15 protein-coding genes and 2 tRNA genes are annotated in these 18,070 nt (G+C 53.7%); 6 read left to right on the top strand and 11 right to left on the bottom strand.

Translation table 11 applies throughout. The annotated features are described in order from the left end of the window. The first annotated feature begins 30 nt into the window (after window positions 1-30). Together rhlB and gppA are read left to right on the top strand one after the other, a co-directional pair. Window positions 31-1,323, top strand: a complete 1,293-nt coding sequence (gene rhlB, locus ACQE3Z_RS19610) for an ATP-dependent RNA helicase RhlB (protein ID WP_426975074.1) — start codon at window positions 31-33, stop codon at window positions 1,321-1,323. A gap of 7 nt (window positions 1,324-1,330) precedes the next feature. Further along, window positions 1,331-2,815, top strand: a complete 1,485-nt coding sequence (gene gppA / locus ACQE3Z_RS19605; protein ID WP_426975073.1) for a guanosine-5'-triphosphate,3'-diphosphate diphosphatase — start codon at window positions 1,331-1,333, stop codon at window positions 2,813-2,815. 37 nt (window positions 2,816-2,852) lie between these two features. Here gppA and rep read toward each other — a convergent pair whose 3' ends face one another. Further along, window positions 2,853-4,877 (bottom strand): DNA helicase Rep, encoded by a 2,025-nt coding sequence (rep, locus tag ACQE3Z_RS19600; RefSeq protein WP_426975072.1) that lies wholly within the window; start codon window positions 4,875-4,877, stop codon window positions 2,853-2,855. A gap of 83 nt (window positions 4,878-4,960) precedes the next feature. Here rep and ppiC point away from each other — a divergent pair, with 83 nt between their 5' ends. Then, window positions 4,961-5,242 (top strand): peptidylprolyl isomerase PpiC, encoded by a 282-nt coding sequence (ppiC, locus tag ACQE3Z_RS19595; RefSeq protein ID WP_038628993.1) that lies wholly within the window; start codon window positions 4,961-4,963, stop codon window positions 5,240-5,242. 188 nt (window positions 5,243-5,430) lie between these two features. Here ppiC and ilvC read toward each other — a convergent pair whose 3' ends face one another. Beyond that, complete coding sequence (gene ilvC, locus ACQE3Z_RS19590) at window positions 5,431-6,906, bottom strand: ketol-acid reductoisomerase (RefSeq protein ID WP_426975071.1); 1,476 nt, start codon at window positions 6,904-6,906, stop codon at window positions 5,431-5,433. A gap of 165 nt (window positions 6,907-7,071) precedes the next feature. On the opposite strand from ilvC, the gene ilvY reads away from it, so the two are divergent. Beyond that, window positions 7,072-7,953, top strand: a complete 882-nt coding sequence (gene ilvY, locus ACQE3Z_RS19585) for an HTH-type transcriptional activator IlvY (protein WP_250651153.1) — start codon at window positions 7,072-7,074, stop codon at window positions 7,951-7,953. Here the strand turns inward: ilvY and ilvA are convergent, their stop codons facing one another. The 6 genes from ilvA to ilvL form a co-directional block, all read right to left on the bottom strand. Further along, a complete protein-coding gene (ilvA, locus tag ACQE3Z_RS19580; protein ID WP_426975070.1) occupies window positions 7,954-9,498 on the bottom strand; it encodes a threonine ammonia-lyase, biosynthetic in 1,545 nt (514 codons plus the stop codon). It abuts the gene before it with no gap. 2 nt (window positions 9,499-9,500) lie between these two features. Continuing rightward, window positions 9,501-11,351 carry a dihydroxy-acid dehydratase gene (gene ilvD, locus ACQE3Z_RS19575; protein WP_085069426.1) on the bottom strand — a complete coding sequence of 617 codons (1,851 nt, stop codon included), beginning with the start codon at window positions 11,349-11,351 and terminating at the stop codon, window positions 9,501-9,503. 63 nt (window positions 11,352-11,414) lie between these two features. Next, window positions 11,415-12,344 carry a branched-chain-amino-acid transaminase gene (ilvE, locus tag ACQE3Z_RS19570; RefSeq protein WP_085069423.1) on the bottom strand — a complete coding sequence of 310 codons (930 nt, stop codon included), beginning with the start codon at window positions 12,342-12,344 and terminating at the stop codon, window positions 11,415-11,417. Between the two features lie 18 nt (window positions 12,345-12,362). Next, window positions 12,363-12,620, bottom strand: a complete 258-nt coding sequence (gene ilvM / locus ACQE3Z_RS19565) for an acetolactate synthase 2 small subunit (RefSeq protein ID WP_250651154.1) — start codon at window positions 12,618-12,620, stop codon at window positions 12,363-12,365. After that, complete coding sequence (ilvG, locus tag ACQE3Z_RS19560; protein ID WP_426975069.1) at window positions 12,617-14,263, bottom strand: acetolactate synthase 2 catalytic subunit; 1,647 nt, start codon at window positions 14,261-14,263, stop codon at window positions 12,617-12,619. Before ilvG ends, ilvM begins: the two co-directional genes overlap by 4 nt. A gap of 149 nt (window positions 14,264-14,412) precedes the next feature. Further along, window positions 14,413-14,511, bottom strand: coding sequence for an ilv operon leader peptide (ilvL, locus tag ACQE3Z_RS19555; protein WP_071883719.1), 99 nt, complete (start codon window positions 14,509-14,511; stop codon window positions 14,413-14,415). 337 nt (window positions 14,512-14,848) lie between these two features. Between ilvL and ACQE3Z_RS19550 the strand changes: the two genes are divergently transcribed. Next, complete coding sequence (locus ACQE3Z_RS19550) at window positions 14,849-16,369, top strand: YifB family Mg chelatase-like AAA ATPase (protein ID WP_426975068.1); 1,521 nt, start codon at window positions 14,849-14,851, stop codon at window positions 16,367-16,369. A gap of 63 nt (window positions 16,370-16,432) precedes the next feature. Here ACQE3Z_RS19550 and ACQE3Z_RS19545 read toward each other — a convergent pair whose 3' ends face one another. After that, on the bottom strand, window positions 16,433-16,771 hold the full coding sequence (locus ACQE3Z_RS19545) for a DUF413 domain-containing protein (RefSeq protein ID WP_085069415.1): 339 nt from the start codon (window positions 16,769-16,771) through the stop codon (window positions 16,433-16,435). 122 nt (window positions 16,772-16,893) lie between these two features. On the opposite strand from ACQE3Z_RS19545, the gene hdfR reads away from it, so the two are divergent. After that, the gene (gene hdfR / locus ACQE3Z_RS19540; RefSeq protein ID WP_085069413.1) at window positions 16,894-17,721 is read left to right on the top strand and encodes an HTH-type transcriptional regulator HdfR; all 828 of its coding nucleotides are present in this window, start codon (window positions 16,894-16,896) and stop codon (window positions 17,719-17,721) included. 138 nt (window positions 17,722-17,859) lie between these two features. On the opposite strand, the gene ACQE3Z_RS19535 is transcribed toward hdfR, so the two are convergent. Beyond that, window positions 17,860-17,935: transfer RNA gene (locus tag ACQE3Z_RS19535), tRNA-Trp, on the bottom strand. A gap of 9 nt (window positions 17,936-17,944) precedes the next feature. Continuing rightward, window positions 17,945-18,021, bottom strand: a tRNA-Asp gene (locus tag ACQE3Z_RS19530). Window positions 18,022-18,070: the final 49 nt, after the last annotated feature.

Below are 18,070 nucleotides of genomic sequence, written 5' to 3'. Positions count from 1 at the left end.
AGCAATAGTAAGCTGATATTCTACCACACTATGAGCAAAACACACTTAACCGAACAGAAGTTTTCCGACTTCGCCCTGCACCCACAGGTTATCGAAGCCCTTGAAAAGAAAGGCTTCCATAATTGTACGCCTATCCAGGCGTTAGCATTGCCCCTTACACTGGAAGGGCGCGATGTCGCGGGCCAGGCGCAAACCGGAACCGGCAAAACGATGGCGTTTCTAACGTCAACGTTCCATTATTTGCTTTCTCACCCTGCAGCCGAAGGCCGTCAGATCAATCAGCCACGCGCGCTGATTATGGCTCCGACGCGCGAACTGGCCGTACAGATTCATGCCGATGCTGAACCGCTGGCGCAGTCCACCGGCCTGAAGCTGGGTCTCGCCTATGGCGGCGACGGCTATGACAAACAGCTAAAAGTGCTGGAAAAAGGCGTCGATATCCTGGTGGGCACCACCGGTCGCCTGATCGATTACGCTAAGCAGAACCACATTAACCTGGGCGCAATTCAGGTGGTGGTGCTGGATGAGGCCGATCGCATGTTCGATCTGGGCTTCATTAAAGATATTCGTTGGCTGTTCCGCCGTATGCCTGCGGCAAATCAGCGTCTGAGCATGTTGTTCTCCGCCACGCTTTCTTATCGCGTACGCGAGCTGGCGTTTGAGCATATGAACAACGTCGAGCATATCGAAATCGAGCCGGATCAGAAAACGGGCCACCGCATTCAGGAAGAGCTGTTCTACCCTTCTAATGAAGAAAAGATGCGCCTGTTGCAAACGCTTATTGAAGAAGAGTGGCCGGACCGCGCCATTATTTTCGCCAATACCAAACATCGTTGCGAAGATATCTGGGGCCATCTGGCAGCAGATGGACACCGTGTAGGGTTGCTGACCGGCGACGTGGCGCAGAAAAAACGCCTGCGTATCCTGGAAGACTTTACCCGTGGCGACGTAGACATTCTGGTTGCGACCGATGTTGCCGCACGCGGTTTGCATATTCCGGCAGTGACGCACGTCTTTAACTACGATCTGCCTGACGATTGCGAAGATTACGTTCACCGTATCGGTCGTACCGGACGCGCCGGCGCCAGTGGTCACTCTATCAGCCTCGCCTGTGAAGAGTACGCGCTGAACCTGCCTGCCATCGAAGAGTATATTGGTCACGGCATTCCGGTCAGTAAATATAACAGCGACGCGTTGATGACCGATCTTCCGCCGCCGAAACGCCTGACGCGTAACCGTCCGGGTAGCGGTCCGCGCCGTGCTGCGGGCAACAACCGTCGCAGCGGTGCACCGCGTAACAATAACCGTAAACGTTCAGGTTAATCACACCATGTTCAGCGCGTCGTCACTTTATGCTGCGATTGATTTGGGCTCTAACAGCTTTCATATGTTAGTGGTGCGCGAGGTGGCGGGAAATATTCAGACCGTCGCCCGCATCAAGCGTAAAGTGCGCCTCGCCGCCGGCCTTAACAGCGCCGGAGAGCTTTCTGAAGAAGCGATGGAGCGAGGCTTACAGTGCCTGAGGCTGTTTTCAGAGCAGCTGCAGGATATCCCTGCCGATCAGATTCGTGTGGTTGCCACCGCAACGCTGCGTCTGGCGGCAAACGCGAAACATTTCCTCGCCCAGGCCGAAGCGATTCTTGGCTGTTTAGTTAACGTTATTAGCGGCGAAGAAGAAGCGCGGCTGATTTACCAGGGCGTAGCGCATACTACCGGTGGCTCTGATGAACGCCTGGTGGTGGATATCGGCGGCGGTAGCACTGAACTGGTTACCGGAACCGGCGCGCAAACAACCGCGCTGTTCAGTCTGTCGATGGGCTGCGTCACCTGGCTGGAGCGTTATTTCGCTGACCGGCATTTAGGTAAAAAGAACTTTGAGCAGGCGGAACAGGCCGCTCGCGCCATGATTCAGCCTGTCGCGGGACGATTGCGCGATCAGGGCTGGCAAATTTGCGTGGGCGCTTCCGGCACCGTGCAGGCGCTACAGGAAATCATGGTAGCGCAGGGCATGGATGAGCGTATTACGCTGGATAAACTGCAGCAGCTTAAACAGCGTGCGATCAAATGTGGCAAGCTCGAAGAGCTGGAGATCGAAGGCCTGACTCTGGAGCGGGCACTGGTTTTCCCCAGCGGCCTCTCTATTCTGATTGCCATCTTTGAAGAATTAAATATTGAAAGCATGACGTTGGCAGGCGGCGCTCTGCGTGAAGGCTTGCTGTACGGTATGCTGCACTATCCGGTCGATCGGGATATTCGTAGCCGAACCATCCACAATGTTCAGCGTCGTTTTATCATCGACGTTGAACAGGCGGAGCGCGTACGTCAGCTGGCGATGAGCTTTGTTCAGCAGGTAAGCCCGCACTGGAAGCTGGATGCTTATTGTCGTGAGCTGCTGGAAAATGCCTGTCTGATCCATGAAATTGGTCTGAGCGTGGATTTCCGTCTTGCCACCCAGCATGCCGCTTATCTGGTGCGCCATCTTGATCTGCCCGGGTTTACGCCCGCTCAGAAAAAGCTGTTGGCCACGCTGTTGCAGAATCAAAGTAACGGTATTGACCTGGCGCTGCTGAACCAGCAAAACGCTGTGCCGCCCCGCATGGCAGAACGGATGTGTCGGCTGCTGCGTCTGGCGGTGATTTTCGCCAGCCGTCGTCGTGATGACAGTTTGCCAACGGTGCAGTTGCACAGTGAAGACGAGGCGCTACAGGTGCTGTTGCCGTCAGGCTGGTTGCAGGCTCACCCGCTGGGCGCGGAGATGCTGGAGCAGGAGAGCCGCTGGCAATCCTATGTGCACTGGCCGCTCAGGATAATTTAGCAGTTGGGCTGCGTCATTGCAGACGCAGCCTTCTCTGTCAGGTTCCTTTCCTGGCTTTATCCAGCATCGCACGCAAACCGGCAACCCGACTTTGCCCGGTTTTCATGCGCTCTTCCGCACTGACAACTTTACGTTCAGTTTCCCACATCAGATCATCCTGCGGCAGCTCCAGCAAAAAACGGCTGGGCTGCGGACGTACCAGTTCGCCATATTGCCGACGCTCGCGGCACAGCGTGAACGTGAGCTCTTTTTGCGCGCGGGTAATGCCAACGTAGGCCAGCCGCCGCTCTTCCTCGATGTTATCTTCATCAATGCTGCTCTGATGCGGCAACAGCCCCTCTTCCATGCCGACCAGGTAGACATAAGGAAACTCCAGGCCTTTCGACGCGTGCAGCGTCATTAGCTGAACCTGATCTAACTCCTCATCGCTTTCGCCACGCTCCATCATGTCGCGCAGCGTAAAACGGGTTACCACCTGCGTCAGCGTCATTGGCTCATCCAGTTCGCTGCCTTCCAGCATCTCCGTCATCCACTGGAAGAGCGTATTAACGTTTTTCATGCGCATTTCAGCGGCCTTCGGGCTGGCGGAAGTTTCAAACAGCCAGCTTTCGTAGTCGATGCCGCGAATGAGATCGCGTACCGCATTTATCGGCTCCCGCTCCGCCAGCTGGGCAATTTCCCGTAGCCAGCCGGTAAAACGCTGCAGATTTTCCAGGCTGCGCCCGGTCAGCGTTTGGCCCAGTCCTAAATCAAAGCTGGCGCTGAACAGACTTTTGTTACGCTGATTCGCCCATTCGCCCAGTTTTTGCAGCGTTGCCGGGCCAATCTCACGACGCGGCGTATTGATAATGCGTAAAAAAGCGCTGTCATCATCCGGATTGGTTAATACGCGCAGGTAGGCCAGCAGATCCTTGATTTCAGGACGTGAAAAGAAAGATGTCCCGCCCGAAATACGGTAGGGAATGCGGTTTTGCATCAGCATCTTTTCAAATACGCGCGACTGATGGTTGCCACGATAAAGAATGGCGTAATCTTTATACTGCGTTTTGTTAATAAAATGGTGCGCAATAAGCTCGCCGGTCACGCGCTCCGCCTCATGATCTTCATGATTCGCGCTCAGCACTTTAAGCTCGGCGCCGTAGCCCAGCTGTGAAAACAGGCGCTTTTCAAACACGTGCGGATTATTGGCGATCAAAATATTCGCCGCTTTCAGGATGCGCTCGGTGGAGCGATAGTTCTGCTCCAGCTTAATCACCTGCAGCGCCGGAAAGTCCTCTTTCAGCAGCACCAGGTTTTGCGGCCGCGCGCCGCGCCAGGAATAGATTGACTGATCGTCGTCACCGACCACGGTAAAGCGCGCCCGCGCACCCACCAACAGTTTTACCAGTTCATACTGGCTGGTGTTGGTATCCTGATACTCATCCACCAGCAGATAGCGAATGCGCTGCTGCCAGCGTTCACGCACCTCCTGATTGCGCTGCAGCAATAGCGTCGGCAGCAGGATTAAGTCATCGAAGTCCAGCACGTTACAGGATTTAAGATGACGATCGTACAGTTCATAACAGTGAGCAAAGATACGATCCCGCTCTGACTGCGCCCGCGCCTGGGCGTGTGCAGGATCAATCAGATCGTTTTTCCAGTTGGAAATGGTAGAAACCAGCAGCTGCAGCAGATTTTTATCATTTTCCAGCCACTGCTCGGTTAAATCTTTTAGCAGCGCCAGCTGATCCTGGTCATCAAACAGGGAAAAGTTGGATTTCATCCCCAGCGCGGCATATTCACGCTTGATGATTTCCAGTCCCAGCGTGTGGAAGGTAGAGATCATCAGCCCGCGCGCTTCTTTCCGGCCCAGGGTTTGCGCCACGCGCTCTTTCATTTCGCGTGAGGCTTTATTGGTAAAGGTGACCGCCGCAATATGGCGAGCCTGATAGCCGCACTCACGGATCAGATGGGCAATTTTATTGGTAATGACGCGCGTCTTGCCGGAACCCGCGCCCGCCAGCACCAGGCACGGGCCGGTGACATATTCGACGGCTTGTTGTTGGCTGGGATTCAGACGCATAGAAGTACTCAGTGAAAATAAGGAGGGTTAACTAACAGCGTGGTAGTATATCCAGCAGCATCCATACGACTCAAGGCACGATCATGGCAAAAACCGCAGCGGCAATGCATATCCTTGTAAAAGAAGAGAAACTGGCTCAGGAGCTGTTAGCGCAGCTGGAAAAGGGCGCAGACTTTGAAAAACTGGCGAAGAAACACTCAACCTGTCCGAGCGGACGCAAAGGCGGACACCTGGGCGAGTTTAAAAAAGGGGCAATGGTGCCGGCTTTCGATAAAGTCGTGTTTTCCTGCCCTCTGCTGACGCCTTACGGACCTCTGCACACCCAGTTTGGCTATCACATCATCAAGGTGCTGTACCGCAACTAATAAAAAACCGGTGTTGAACACACCGGTTTTGTCTGTTTCCGCTTTGCTTATCAAGTCCGGGCCACAGGGACTCCGCTATGGTGTTCGTCCTGCAGCAAAGGGCAGGTAAGAACAGCCCCAGCAGCATGGATAACGGTGTGCTGGGGCGTGCAAACATGGTCAACGCAACGGCAAGCTAAAAGACGCTATCAGCCCGCGACAGAAATACGTTTCATATCGGTCATATAACCACGCAGTTTACGTCCCACCGCCTCAATCGGGTGATTACGTACCGCTTCGTTAACGTCACGCAGCTGAGCATTATCTACTGCGGCTGGCGCAACCTCTTTGCCTAAATCACCCGCCTGCAGCGTGGTCATGAACTCTTTCAGCAATGGCACGGCGGCGTTAGCAAACAGGTAGTTGCCATATTCAGCGGTATCGGAGATTACCACGTTCATTTCATACAGACGCTTACGGGCAATGGTATTGGCGATCAGCGGCAGTTCATGCAGTGATTCATAATAAGCGGATTCTTCGATAATGCCGGAATCCACCATGGTCTCGAACGCCAGCTCAACGCCCGCTTTGACCATCGCAACCATGATCACGCCACGATCGTAATATTCCTGCTCGGAAATCTTACCTTCATACTGCGGCGAGTTTTCAAAAGCGGTCTGGCCCGTCTCTTCACGCCAGGTCAGCAGTTTCTTATCATCATTTGCCCAGTCAGCCATCATGCCGGAAGAGAATTCGCCCGAAATGATGTCATCCATATGCTTCTGGAACAGTGGCGCCATAATAGTTTTCAGCTGCTCAGAAAGCGCAAAGGCGCGCAGCTTAGCGGTGTTAGAAAGGCGATCCATCATCAGCGTGATACCGCCATGTTTCAGCGATTCGGTGATGGTCTCCCAGCCGTACTGCAGCAGCTTGCCTGCATAAGCTGGATCGGTGCCATCGGCAACCAGCTTGTCGTAGCACAGGATAGAACCCGCCTGCAGCATGCCGCAGAGAATGGTCTGCTCGCCCATCAGGTCAGATTTTACTTCGGCAACGAAGGAGGATTCCAGCACGCCCGCACGGTGACCGCCGGTCGCTGCGGCCCAGGCCTTGGCAATGGCCATACCTTCGCCTTTTGGATCGTTTTCCGGGTGTACCGCAATCAGCGTCGGTACGCCAAAGCCACGCTTATACTCTTCACGCACTTCAGTACCCGGACATTTCGGCGCAACCATCACCACGGTAATGTCTTTACGGATCTCTTCACCCACTTCAACGATATTGAAACCGTGGGAATATCCCAACGCCGCACCTTCTTTCATCAGCGGCTGCACAGCCTGCACCACGGCTGAGTGCTGTTTGTCTGGCGTCAGGTTAATCACCAGATCGGCCTGCGGGATCAGCTCTTCATATGTCCCAACCTTAAAACCGTTTTCGGTGGCCTTGCGCCAGGAAGCGCGCTTTTCAGCAATCGCTTCGGCACGCAGCGTGTAAGAGACATCCAGACCAGAATCACGCATGTTAAGGCCCTGGTTAAGGCCCTGAGCACCACAGCCAACAATGACGACTTTTTTGCCCTTCAGGTAACTTGCTTCATCAGCAAACTCATCACGCGTCATAAAGCGACATTTACCTAATTGCGCCAGCTGCTGACGCAGGTTCAAAGTGTTGAAATAGTTAGCCATGGGCACTCCGTTTTGAGGTTGTGTTTACCGTTATTTTTTACGCGAAGCCGGTGACAGCCTCGCCTTCTATAGCCCCATCATATGACAGGAAATCTGTTGCTTAAATTGATATATTAACAACGTCGTATTGCAATAACTGCAACGTAGAAATGAGGCCTGAATCGCATGGATTTACGAGACCTGAAGCTTTTTTTACATCTGGCGGAAAGCCGCCACTTTGGCCGCACTGCCCGCGCCATGCATGTTTCACCCTCTACACTTTCGCGCCAAATACAGCGACTGGAAGAGGATCTCGGCCATAGCCTGTTTCTGCGTGATAACCGCACCGTTACGTTGACCGACGCAGGAGAACAGCTGCGTCAGTTCGCACAGCAAACCCTGTTGCAATATCAGCAGATGCGTCATGCCATGGGTCAACATGGCCCTTCACTGAGCGGCGAGCTGAAACTCTTCTGTTCCGTTACTGCCGCCTACAGTCATCTGCCGCCGATACTTGACCGCTTTCGCGCGGAACATCCGCAGGTGGAAATTAAACTCACCACCGGTGATGCTGCCGACGCCGTGGAGAAAGTTCAGACCGGCGAAGCCGAACTGGCCATTGCCGGTCGCCCCGAAACGCTACATGCCAGTATTGACTTCACGCCGCTGGGCCATATTCCTCTGGTATTGATTGCGCCAGCCTTGCCCTGTCCGGTACGCAACCAGGCGACACAGCCTGAACCCGACTGGACGCAGATCCCCTTTATCCTGCCGGAACAGGGCCCGGCGCGACGACGGATCGACCTCTGGTTTCGCCGCCTGCGTATTGCTAATCCGCTTATTTACGCGACCGTTTCCGGTCATGAAGCCATTGTTTCCATGGTGGCGCTGGGCTGTGGCATCGCCCTGCTGCCGGACGTGGTGCTGGAGAATAGCCCGGAACCGGTACGCAACCGTGTTCTGGTACTGGAAGACATTGACTCAGTCGCGCCTTTTGAACTGGGCGTCTGCGTTCAGAAAAAGCGGCTCGGCGAGCCGCTGATCAAAGCGTTCTGGCAACTGTTGTAACTAGCCAGCCAGGAAAAAACGAAACGCCGGGTTCTGGCTTTCATCATGGAAATCGTAGCCGAGCGCGGTGAGATGCTCTTCGAAACGGGGTTCATTCTCGCCCAGCTCAAACGCCGCCAGCACCCGACCATAGTCGGTGCCGTGGCTACGATAGTGGAACAGTGAAATATTCCAGTAAGTGCCCAGCGTTTGCAGGAACTTCAACAGCGCGCCTGGCGCCTCCGGAAATTCAAAACTGAACAGGCGCTCACGAAGCGGCTTAGAGGGACGACCGCCAACCATGTAACGAACATGCAGTTTGGCCATTTCGTCATCAGAGAGATCGACCACCTGATAGCCGCCTGCCGTTAACTCGTCGATGATTTCCCGTCGTTCTTCCCGACCGCGCGTCAAACGAACGCCAACAAAAATGCAGGCGTCTTTGGCATCCGCGTAGCGGTAGTTAAATTCTGTTACCGCCCGTCCGCCCAGCGTCTGACAAAACTTCAGGAAACTACCCTGCTGTTCCGGGATGGTGACAGCCAGCAACGCCTCGCGCTGCTCGCCAAGCTCACAACGCTCGGAAACATAGCGTAGCCCGTGAAAGTTAACGTTAGCGCCAGAGAGAATATGCGCCAGTCGCTCACCCTGCAGGTTATGCTGCTGGATATACTTTTTCATGCCGGCCAGCGCTAATGCTCCGGAAGGTTCCGCCACGGCGCGCACATCTTCAAACAGATCTTTCATCGCCGCACAGATGGCATCGCTGTCAACGGTAACGATATCATCCAGCCAGGCCTGGCAAAGACGGAAGGTTTCGCTGCCAATACGCCTTACCGCCACGCCTTCAGCAAACAGCCCGACACGCGGTAAATCTACCGGCTCGCCCGCTTTCAGCGCAGCCTGCAGACAGGCTGACTCGGCTGCCTCTACCGCTATCACTTTGATTTGTGGCATTAATTGTTTAATCAACACCGCCACGCCAGCAGCCAATCCACCGCCGCCCACCGGAACAAAGATACGATCAAGATGCGCATCCTGCTGCAACAGCTCCATCGCCAGCGTTCCCTGACCGGCAATGACCGCAGGATGATCGAAAGGGGGAACAAAGGTGTAACCCTGCCGCTCCGACAGCTCGATCGCTTTCGCTTTCGCCTCGTCAAAGTTGGCACCGAACAGATAAGCCTCACCGCCAAACGCGCGTACTGCCTCAACTTTGATATCTGCCGTGGTAACCGGCATCACAATCAGTGACTTAATGCCCAGTTTGCTGGCGGAAAGCGCAACGCCCTGCGCGTGATTTCCCGCAGAGGCGGTGACCACGCCTCGCGCCTTTTGCTCTTCATCCAGACCGGCAATCATTGCGTAGGCACCGCGCAGTTTAAAACTGTGTACCGGCTGACGATCTTCGCGTTTAACCAGCACCGTATTGCCAAGACGGGCAGAGAGCTTTTCCATCTTTTGCAGCGGCGTCACCTGTGCCACTTCGTAAACCGGCGAGCGCAGAACGGCACGCAGATATTCAGCGCCGCAGGGCGCATCGGGTAACGGTTGAGACTCAGCCATCCTTAGCCTCCAAGCTTCGATTTATCTCGCACTGCACCTTTATCCGCGCTGGTTGCCAGCGAGGCATAGGCGCGCAGAGCCAGCGAAACCTGACGCTGACGCGAATGCGGTGTATATGCGGCTTCTCCACGCGCTTCTTCCTGTTCACGACGCGCATGTAATTCATTGTCCGGTACATCAAGCCTGATGCCACGGTTTGGAATATCGATTTCAATCATGTCGCCATCGCGCACCAGGGCGATTGTGCCGCCGCTGGCCGCTTCCGGCGAGGCATGACCGATAGAGAGACCTGACGTACCACCAGAAAAACGTCCATCGGTGATCAGTGCGCAGCTTTTACCCAGTCCCATAGATTTCAGGTAAGTGGTCGGATAGAGCATCTCCTGCATGCCCGGTCCGCCTTTCGGCCCCTCGTAGCGAATCACCACCACGTCTCCGGCCACGACTTTGCCGCCAAGGATCGCCTCAACCGCATCATCCTGACTTTCATACACTTTCGCCGGTCCACGGAATGTCAGGATCTCTTTGTCTACGCCTGCGGTTTTAACGATACAGCCATCTTCCGCCATATTGCCGTACAGTACCGCCAGACCTCCGTCCTGACTGTAAGCATATTCGCGTGAACGAATACAGCCTTCCTTACGGTCATCGTCCAGCGTGTCCCAGCGGCAATTCTGCGAGAACGCCTGGGTGGTGCGGATACCTGCCGGTCCGGCGCGGAACATTTTCTTCACTGCCTCATCCTGCGTCAGCATGATGTCGTAGTTATCCAGCGCATCACGCAGCGTCGTACCCAACACGTTATGTACGTTGGTATTCAGCAAGCCTGCACGATCCAGCTCGCCCAGGATGCCGATAACGCCGCCCGCACGGTGAACATCTTCCATATGGTATTTGGGAGTGCTGGGTGCCACTTTGCATAAATGCGGCACCACACGCGACAGGCGATCAATATCGGAAATATTAAAATCGATTTCACCCTCTTGCGCTGCTGCCAGCAGGTGCAGAACAGTATTGGTTGAACCGCCCATGGCAATATCCAGCGTCATCGCATTTTCAAAAGCGGCTTTATTGGCGATATTGCGCGGCAGCGCGGTTTCATCATCCTGTTCGTAATAGCGTTTCGCCAGACTGACGATGCGCTTACCGGCATTAATGAACAACTCTTTGCGATCGGCATGCGTAGCCAGCAGTGAACCGTTGCCCGGCTGAGACAGCCCCAGCGCTTCCGTCAGGCAGTTCATGGAGTTAGCGGTAAACATGCCGGAGCAGGAGCCGCAGGTAGGACAGGCGGAACGTTCAATCTGATCGCTTTCAGCATCGCTGACATTAGGGTTCGCGCCCTGAATCATGGCGTCAACCAGATCCAGCTTGATGATTTTATCGGACAGTTTGGTTTTGCCCGCTTCCATCGGTCCGCCAGAGACGAAAATGGCCGGAATGTTCAGGCGCAGCGCTGCCATCATCATTCCCGGGGTGATTTTATCGCAGTTGGAAATACACACCATCGCATCGGCGCAGTGCGCATTCACCATGTACTCTACCGAGTCGGCAATCAGTTCGCGCGACGGCAGAGAATAGAGCATGCCGCCATGACCCATGGCAATACCATCATCTACCGCAATGGTATTGAATTCTTTTGCTACGCCGCCCGCCGCTTCGATCTGTTCAGCGACCAGCTTACCCAGATCGCGCAAATGAACGTGGCCCGGCACAAATTGGGTAAAGGAGTTAACGACAGCGATAATCGGTTTGCCAAAATCGGCGTCAGTCATTCCTGTGGCGCGCCACAGGGCACGGGCACCGGCCATGTTACGGCCGTGAGTGGTAGTGGCGGAACGGTACTTAGGCATGCTCTGTTTACTCCAGTCTGGATATATAAGCGGGCCGATAATCGCGCCCACAAAATCATGAATTTATGGGTTTACCGGATCCAGCCAGCCCCATTTATCTTCAGTTTCGCCGGTGAACAAGCCAAAAAATGCCTGCTGGATACGTTTCGTCACCGGACCGCATTTACCTTCGCCTACTTTAATGCCATCGACGCTACGCACTGGCGTAATTTCAGCCGCGGTGCCGGACATAAAGACTTCATCGGCCAGGTAGAGAGACTCACGTGACAGCACCTGCTCACGCACTTCAATACCAGCGTCTTTCGCCAGTTTAATAATGGCATCGCGGGTAATGCCGGGTAATGCGGAGGAGGTAAACGGCGGGGTAAACAGGATGCCATCTTTTACTTCAAACAGGTTTTCACCCGCACCTTCAGAAATATAGCCGTTGGTATCCAGCGCAATGCCTTCCTGGTAACCATGGCGACGCGCTTCGCTGCCCACCAGCAGTGAGGAGAGGTAGTTACCGCCCGCTTTCGCCGCGGTAGGGATCGTGTTAGGCGCTACGCGATTCCACGAAGAGACCATCGCATCGATGCCCTGCTCCAGCGCTTCTGCGCCCAGATAAGCGCCCCACGGGAAGGCGGCAATGATGACATCAGTGCTGTAGCCATCCGGTGGGTTAACGCCCAGACCAACATCACCAACAAATGCTAAAGGACGAATATAAGCACTCTGCAGCTTGTTCACGCGCAGCACTTCACGGCAGGCTGCCATCAACTCATCCACGCTGTGCTTCAGCGGGAATCGATAAATTTTGGCAGAGTCGTGCAGGCGCTGCATATGTTCACGGTGGCGGAAAACCACAGGCCCCTTGTGGGAGTCGTAGCAGCGGACGCCTTCAAAAACAGACGTGCCGTAATGCAGGGCGTGAGACATGACGCTGACTTTCGCCTCTTCCCATTTCACCATCTCACCGTTGAACCAGATAAAGTCTGCTTTCTTCGTACTCATTCTTATTTCCTTTCGCGACTATGCGCGGATTTGTTGTGTTGTCTGTTGTTGAATCTGGACGCAAGCGACATCCATCAGTTTGCTCAGCTGTGTTGACAGTAAATCGACTGAGCGCTGACTGGCAACGGTCATTTCGATATTAATATTCTCGGCGTTAGCCACGCTGGCCATATTCATAGCACAGACCTGAAAGCCGCGATGACGAACAACGCGCAAAATACGCTCCAGAACTTCAGGCCGGAAACGCGCTTCGATAGACAACTGGTGCTGGTTCATACGGTTTTCTCCATCATGTTTGCATTGCTGGCGCCGGGGGGCACCAGAGGCCAGACGTTCTCAAGTTCATCAATAGCCACATGCAACAGATAAGGGCCTTCACTGTTCAGCAGCGCATCTAATGCGGCGTCAACCTGATCTTTACGAGTGATACGCTGGCCAGGAATATCAAAAGCGCGAGCCAGCATCAGAAAATCGGGATTATCGGACAGGTTGGTTTCACTGTAGCGCTCTGAAAAAAACAGCTGCTGCCACTGGCGCACCATGCCTAAACGCTGGTTATCCATCAGTACGATTTTTATCGGCAGCTTTTTACGCTTGATGGTGCCCAGCTCCTGCACGTTCATCATGAAAGAGCCATCGCCCGATACGCAGATGACACAATCTTCCGGCCGGGCGACCTGAGCGCCAACCGCGGCTGGCAAACCGAACCCCATGGTTCCCAGCCCGCTTGAGGTGATAAAGTTCTCCGGCGCGCTGAATGACATATGCTGCGCCGTCCACATTTGATGTTGACCAACGTCAGTGGTGACAATCGCGCTTTTAGCTTTGCGATCTGACAGCTGGCGCAAAAACAGAGGCGCGTAGATGGCCTCGCCCGGATGATCGTAACGCCAGCGGTGCTCGCTCTTCAGCGCAATAACCTCAGCGCGCCATTCATCGATATCACAGGGTTGCGCCAGCTCCGGCAGCAGCTCATTAAAGTCACCCTGCAAGCCAACGTGCGCCCGACGCAGCTTGTTCAGCTCGGCCGGATCGATATCCATATGGATAACGCTGGCATGCGGTGCAAAAGTATCAAGCTTGCCAGTCACCCGATCGTCAAAACGGGCGCCAACGGCAATCAGCAAATCACACTGCTGTACGGCCAGGTTCGCCGCTTTAGTGCCATGCATCCCCAACATTCCGAGGTAACAGGCATCGCTGGCATCCGGCGCACCCAGACCTTTCAACGTTGCTACCGTTGGCATACCGGTTTGCTGAACAAACGCGCGCAACGCCGGTACGGCCTGGGCGATGCCTACGCCGCCGCCAACATACAAGACCGGCTTTTTCGCCTGCGCAATCAGCGCGCGCGCCTGCTGTAACTCATGATGAGGATGCGCAACCGTCTCGGCTACGGGCAGCAAATGCGGCGTCAACTCGCCGCTGGCTACCTGAATATTTTTGGGGATATCAACCAGCACCGGGCCGGGACGACCAGATTGCGCTATCGCAAAAGCTTCTGCCATTACTTCCGGCAGCGTCTCTAACGACTCAACCAGAAAGCTGTGTTTAGTGCAGGCCAGAGATAAACCCAGTACGTCAATTTCCTGAAAGGCATCGGTGCCGATAAGCGGGGCGGCAACCTGGCCGGTGATAGCGACAACCGGTACAGAATCCATCATAGCATCGGCAAGGCCGGTGATCAGGTTGGTGGCACCCGGCCCGGAAGTCGCGATACAGACGCCCACGTTACCGGTTGCACGGGCATAGCCGATGGCGGCCATGGCAGCGCCCTGCTCATGACGGCACAGTAGGTGTTCAACGCCTCCGTCATACAGCGCGTCGTAAACCGGCATAATCGCGCCACCCGGATAACCGAACACGGTTTTTACCCCTTGCGCACGCAACGCTTGAACCACCCACTGAGCACCTGTCATCGTTATTCCCCTGCCTGATCCCGGGAACAACAGTATTTTATGCTACTGTACATTGTTTGTTCCTCTTTCATTAACTATCCCGATACCTGACCATAAAAAAACCCCCGGACCTTTCGGTGCGGGGGTTCTTTTAGATTCAGGCTTGATTTTTAAGCCTTTCTTCCTCCGAGCGCAGCCCCGCACGGTGTGATAATAATCACCACCACGCTAATCACGACTAGGCTAATCACTCGTAGAAGGGCTTTCATATGCTGTTCAAAATTTCACTTATTCGAAGTAATGCCTAAAGAGTTATCACAGACAGGCATAGCTCGACAACCTTTTTCATCACAAAATTTTATATCTGCTTTAGCCATATTTAAAAATAGCCTTTCATTTCAAAAGGTAGCAAGCATTGAAAGTTATTCATTACGAACCTGTCGCAATGAGTTATCCAGGATGAAGTCTCTTTCTGCTTGAGCAACTTTTTAATGTTATGAACGTAGAAGCAAAACTTTTCGGCAAGGCACGCAACTTTATTTAACCAGCATCGCCTTGTTGCCGAACCCTCTGCATACTTCTCTGGAGATGACACAAGGAGCGAGTATGTCTTTATCCCGCGTTATTACACGTGCGGCCCTGGGCGTAGAAGCGCCGCTGGTGACGGTGGAAGTTCATATAAGTCGTGGTTTACCCGGCCTTTCGCTGGTTGGGTTACCTGAAAAAACGGTGAAAGAAGCGCGCGACAGGGTGCGTAGCGCGATTATTAATAGCGGCTTTGATTTCCCGGCAAAGCGTGTCACGGTTAATCTGGCTCCTGCTGATTTGCCAAAAGAAGGCGGCCGCTTCGATCTCCCCATTGCCGTTGCCATTCTTGCCGCTTCAGAGCAACTTCCTGGCGTAGAACTGGCCCAGTTTGAATTCCTGGGAGAGCTGGCGCTTAGCGGTGCGCTCAGAGGCATACAGGGCGCGATTCCCGCAGCAATGGCCGCCAAAGAAGCGGACAGAAGATTAATTTTACCTGCTGAAAATGCTGCCGACGTGGGTTTGGTCCAACAGGGAGAATCACTGGTTGCTGAGAGCCTGATGGAGATCTGTGCTTTTCTCTTAAAGCAGCATTCTCTCTCACCAGGGAAAGCAGAGGAGATAGTTAACGAAGAGAAAAGCGAGGACTTGTGCGATATCATCGGTCAACAGCAGGGAAAGCGAGCGCTGGAAATCGCCGCGGCAGGAGGACACAACCTACTGCTTATTGGCCCGCCGGGAACAGGAAAAACTATGCTGGCGATGCGGCTAACCGGGCTATTACCTCCTCTTACCGAACGTGAAGCATTAGAGTGCGCCATTATTGCCAGTATCGTAAAAAGTGGCGATGTGCATAAACAATGGCGCAGGCGACCGTTTCGGCTTCCCCATCATAGTTCAACGCTCTATGCGCTTATCGGCGGTGGTAGCATTCCGCAGCCCGGCGAAATTACCCTGGCACATAACGGAGTACTGTTTCTGGATGAACTGCCCGAGTTCAATCGAAAAACGCTGGATGCGTTACGTGAGCCGTTAGAAACCGGTGAAATTACCATTTCGCGCGCACGGGCCAAAGTCACCTGGCCTGCACGCTTTCAACTTGTTGCCGCAATGAATCCCAGCCCAACCGGGCATTATCAGGGCAATCATAATCGCAGCACGCCACAGCAAACGTTGTGTTATCTCAGCCGCTTATCAGGGCCCTTTCTTGATCGTTTCGACCTTTCGCTGGAGATACCGCTGTTGCCGCCAGGAATGTTAAGCCAGCCGCAAAAAAACGCCGAGGGCAGTAATGAGGTCCGGTTACGGGTGCTGGAAGCGCGTGAACGTCAGCTGGCGCGTCAGGGCAAAGTGAATGCGTTAATGAGCAATGCAGAAGTACAGCAATGGTGTGGGTTACAACAAGCCGATGCAGAATGGCTTGAGTCAGTATTGGTTAAACTGGGGCTTTCTGTCAGAGCCTGGCAACGCTTGCTAAAGGTCTCACGTACCATCGCTGATTTAGCAGGGCAAGAAAGGCTTAGTCGTGCGCATCTGTTGGAAGCTTTAAGCTATCGCGGCATGGATCGTATGATGGCGCATTTGCATAAAAGCCTGGAATAGAAATGGGGCCGCAGCCCCATTTTAACGTCAGATGATTGCTATCTTTTCTGAAGAAGGTTTTGCTTAATCGTCAGAATCGCTATAGTCTTCAACGCCTTCCATTTGTGGCTTACCACCTGAAAGAGTATGAAAGCGTTTTGGACGCTTGATACGCGTCATATACTTACTCCATACGCGCTCAGCTTCAGTTTGTGGTTCACGTAAACCACGACATACTTCTATGAACTGACGCTCTTCTTCTGTCACAGGCTCACGTCTGGACAGATCAAGCTCATTAAACGCGTAACCGTGCCTTTCGAGAAGCTGAGCTTCTTTAATTGTAAAGTCACCATGACGCGAAAACCCACGCGGGTAGTGTTTGTTATCAAAAAAACGATTAGTTGTTGCGAAGCTATCCGCCATTTTACACGCTCCTAACTCTTCTATGGCCGTGCGATTTATGGCGCGGAGTATTAGTTAGGCTTGACAGAGTGTAAAACAAAACATTTAAATCATTACGACAAACAAATTTTTGGGAGTGGGCTGTGGATACGGAATTATTAAAGACCTTTCTTGAGGTGAGCAGAACGCGCCATTTTGGCCGCGCAGCAGAAGCCCTCTACCTTACGCAATCTGCAGTGAGTTTTCGCATCAGACAGCTGGAAAACCAGCTGGGTGTTAATCTTTTTACCCGTCATCGTAATAATATTCGGCTCACTTCTGCCGGCGAGCGTCTGCTTCCTTATGCTGAAAGCCTGATGAGTACCTGGATGATGGCGAAAAAGGAAGTCGCGCACACTCAGCAGCATCATGAGCTGTCGATAGGTGCCAGTGCATCCCTTTGGGAGGCTTACCTTACGCCATGGCTGCAAACGCTGTACGAAAACCGTGAAAGTCTGCACCTTGAGGCACGCGTTGCACAGCGGCACTTACTGGTTAAACAACTGCACGAGCGTCAACTTGATCTACTGATTACCACCGAAGCGCCTAAAATGGATGAGCTGACCAGCCAGCAGATCGGACATATTTCACTCACGCTATTTCGCTCGCGTAAAAGTGAAAAGCGGGAAAAGTATGACTATATCAAACTGGAGTGGGGAGCGGATTTCCATCAGCATGAAAGCTATCTGGCCGGTGCGGATGATGTGCCCGTACTAACAACGACATCAGCGCATTTAACCCGTCAGTTACTCCATACTACGGGCGCCTGCGCCTTTCTACCGGATAACTGGATACAGCTGTATCCTGATCTAACGGTTATTCCTGACACGCCCGTGGCCGTAAGGCCGTTATATGCGGTTTGGCTACAAAACAGCGATCAGCAGTCTCATATTCGTCAGTTACTGAAGTTTCCGGTACTGGTGCCAGCATAATTTATTAAAAACAGTAAACGGGAAGTTATAAGAGAAGAGGGGTGAGGGGAATATTCCGTTCATCCTGCCATCATAAAAGTGGTGACTGGTTAACGGAAAGCAAAAAAAATCCTTTGCGTTAGCAAAGGATTGTTTATCTGGCAGGGGCGGAGGGACTCGAACCCCCAACACCCGGTTTTGGAGACCGGTGCTCTACCAATTGAACTACGCCCCTAAATAAGGGTGGCGGTGCGGACGGGACTCGAACCCGCGACCCCCGGCGTGACAGGCCGGTATTCTAACCGACTGAACTACCGCACCACCGAATACTGCATTACCAGCGGGGTCTCGCTGATAACCGGTGTTACCT

Source organism: Pantoea sp. FN0307, from assembly GCF_050113815.1.
Taxonomy (GTDB): Bacteria; Pseudomonadota; Gammaproteobacteria; order Enterobacterales; family Enterobacteriaceae; genus Mixta; species Mixta alhagi.
This window is presented reverse-complemented; position numbering and strand designations above follow the sequence as displayed.

What these genes read in the sequence shown, in the direction of transcription:
- rhlB (WP_426975074.1), top strand. Translation starts at nt 31, where the DNA reads ATGAGCAAAACACACTTAACCGAACAGAAGTTTTCCGACTTCGCCCTG.
- gppA (WP_426975073.1), top strand. Translation starts at nt 1,331, where the DNA reads ATGTTCAGCGCGTCGTCACTTTATGCTGCGATTGATTTGGGCTCTAAC.
- rep (WP_426975072.1), bottom strand. Translation starts at nt 4,877, where the DNA reads ATGCGTCTGAATCCCAGCCAACAACAAGCCGTCGAATATGTCACCGGC.
- ppiC (WP_038628993.1), top strand. Translation starts at nt 4,961, where the DNA reads ATGGCAAAAACCGCAGCGGCAATGCATATCCTTGTAAAAGAAGAGAAA.
- ilvC (WP_426975071.1), bottom strand. Translation starts at nt 6,906, where the DNA reads ATGGCTAACTATTTCAACACTTTGAACCTGCGTCAGCAGCTGGCGCAA.
- ilvY (WP_250651153.1), top strand. Translation starts at nt 7,072, where the DNA reads ATGGATTTACGAGACCTGAAGCTTTTTTTACATCTGGCGGAAAGCCGC.
- ilvA (WP_426975070.1), bottom strand. Translation starts at nt 9,498, where the DNA reads ATGGCTGAGTCTCAACCGTTACCCGATGCGCCCTGCGGCGCTGAATAT.
- ilvD (WP_085069426.1), bottom strand. Translation starts at nt 11,351, where the DNA reads ATGCCTAAGTACCGTTCCGCCACTACCACTCACGGCCGTAACATGGCC.
- ilvE (WP_085069423.1), bottom strand. Translation starts at nt 12,344, where the DNA reads ATGAGTACGAAGAAAGCAGACTTTATCTGGTTCAACGGTGAGATGGTG.
- ilvM (WP_250651154.1), bottom strand. Translation starts at nt 12,620, where the DNA reads ATGAACCAGCACCAGTTGTCTATCGAAGCGCGTTTCCGGCCTGAAGTT.
- ilvG (WP_426975069.1), bottom strand. Translation starts at nt 14,263, where the DNA reads ATGACAGGTGCTCAGTGGGTGGTTCAAGCGTTGCGTGCGCAAGGGGTA.
- ilvL (WP_071883719.1), bottom strand. Translation starts at nt 14,511, where the DNA reads ATGAAAGCCCTTCTACGAGTGATTAGCCTAGTCGTGATTAGCGTGGTG.
- ACQE3Z_RS19550 (WP_426975068.1), top strand. Translation starts at nt 14,849, where the DNA reads ATGTCTTTATCCCGCGTTATTACACGTGCGGCCCTGGGCGTAGAAGCG.
- ACQE3Z_RS19545 (WP_085069415.1), bottom strand. Translation starts at nt 16,771, where the DNA reads ATGGCGGATAGCTTCGCAACAACTAATCGTTTTTTTGATAACAAACAC.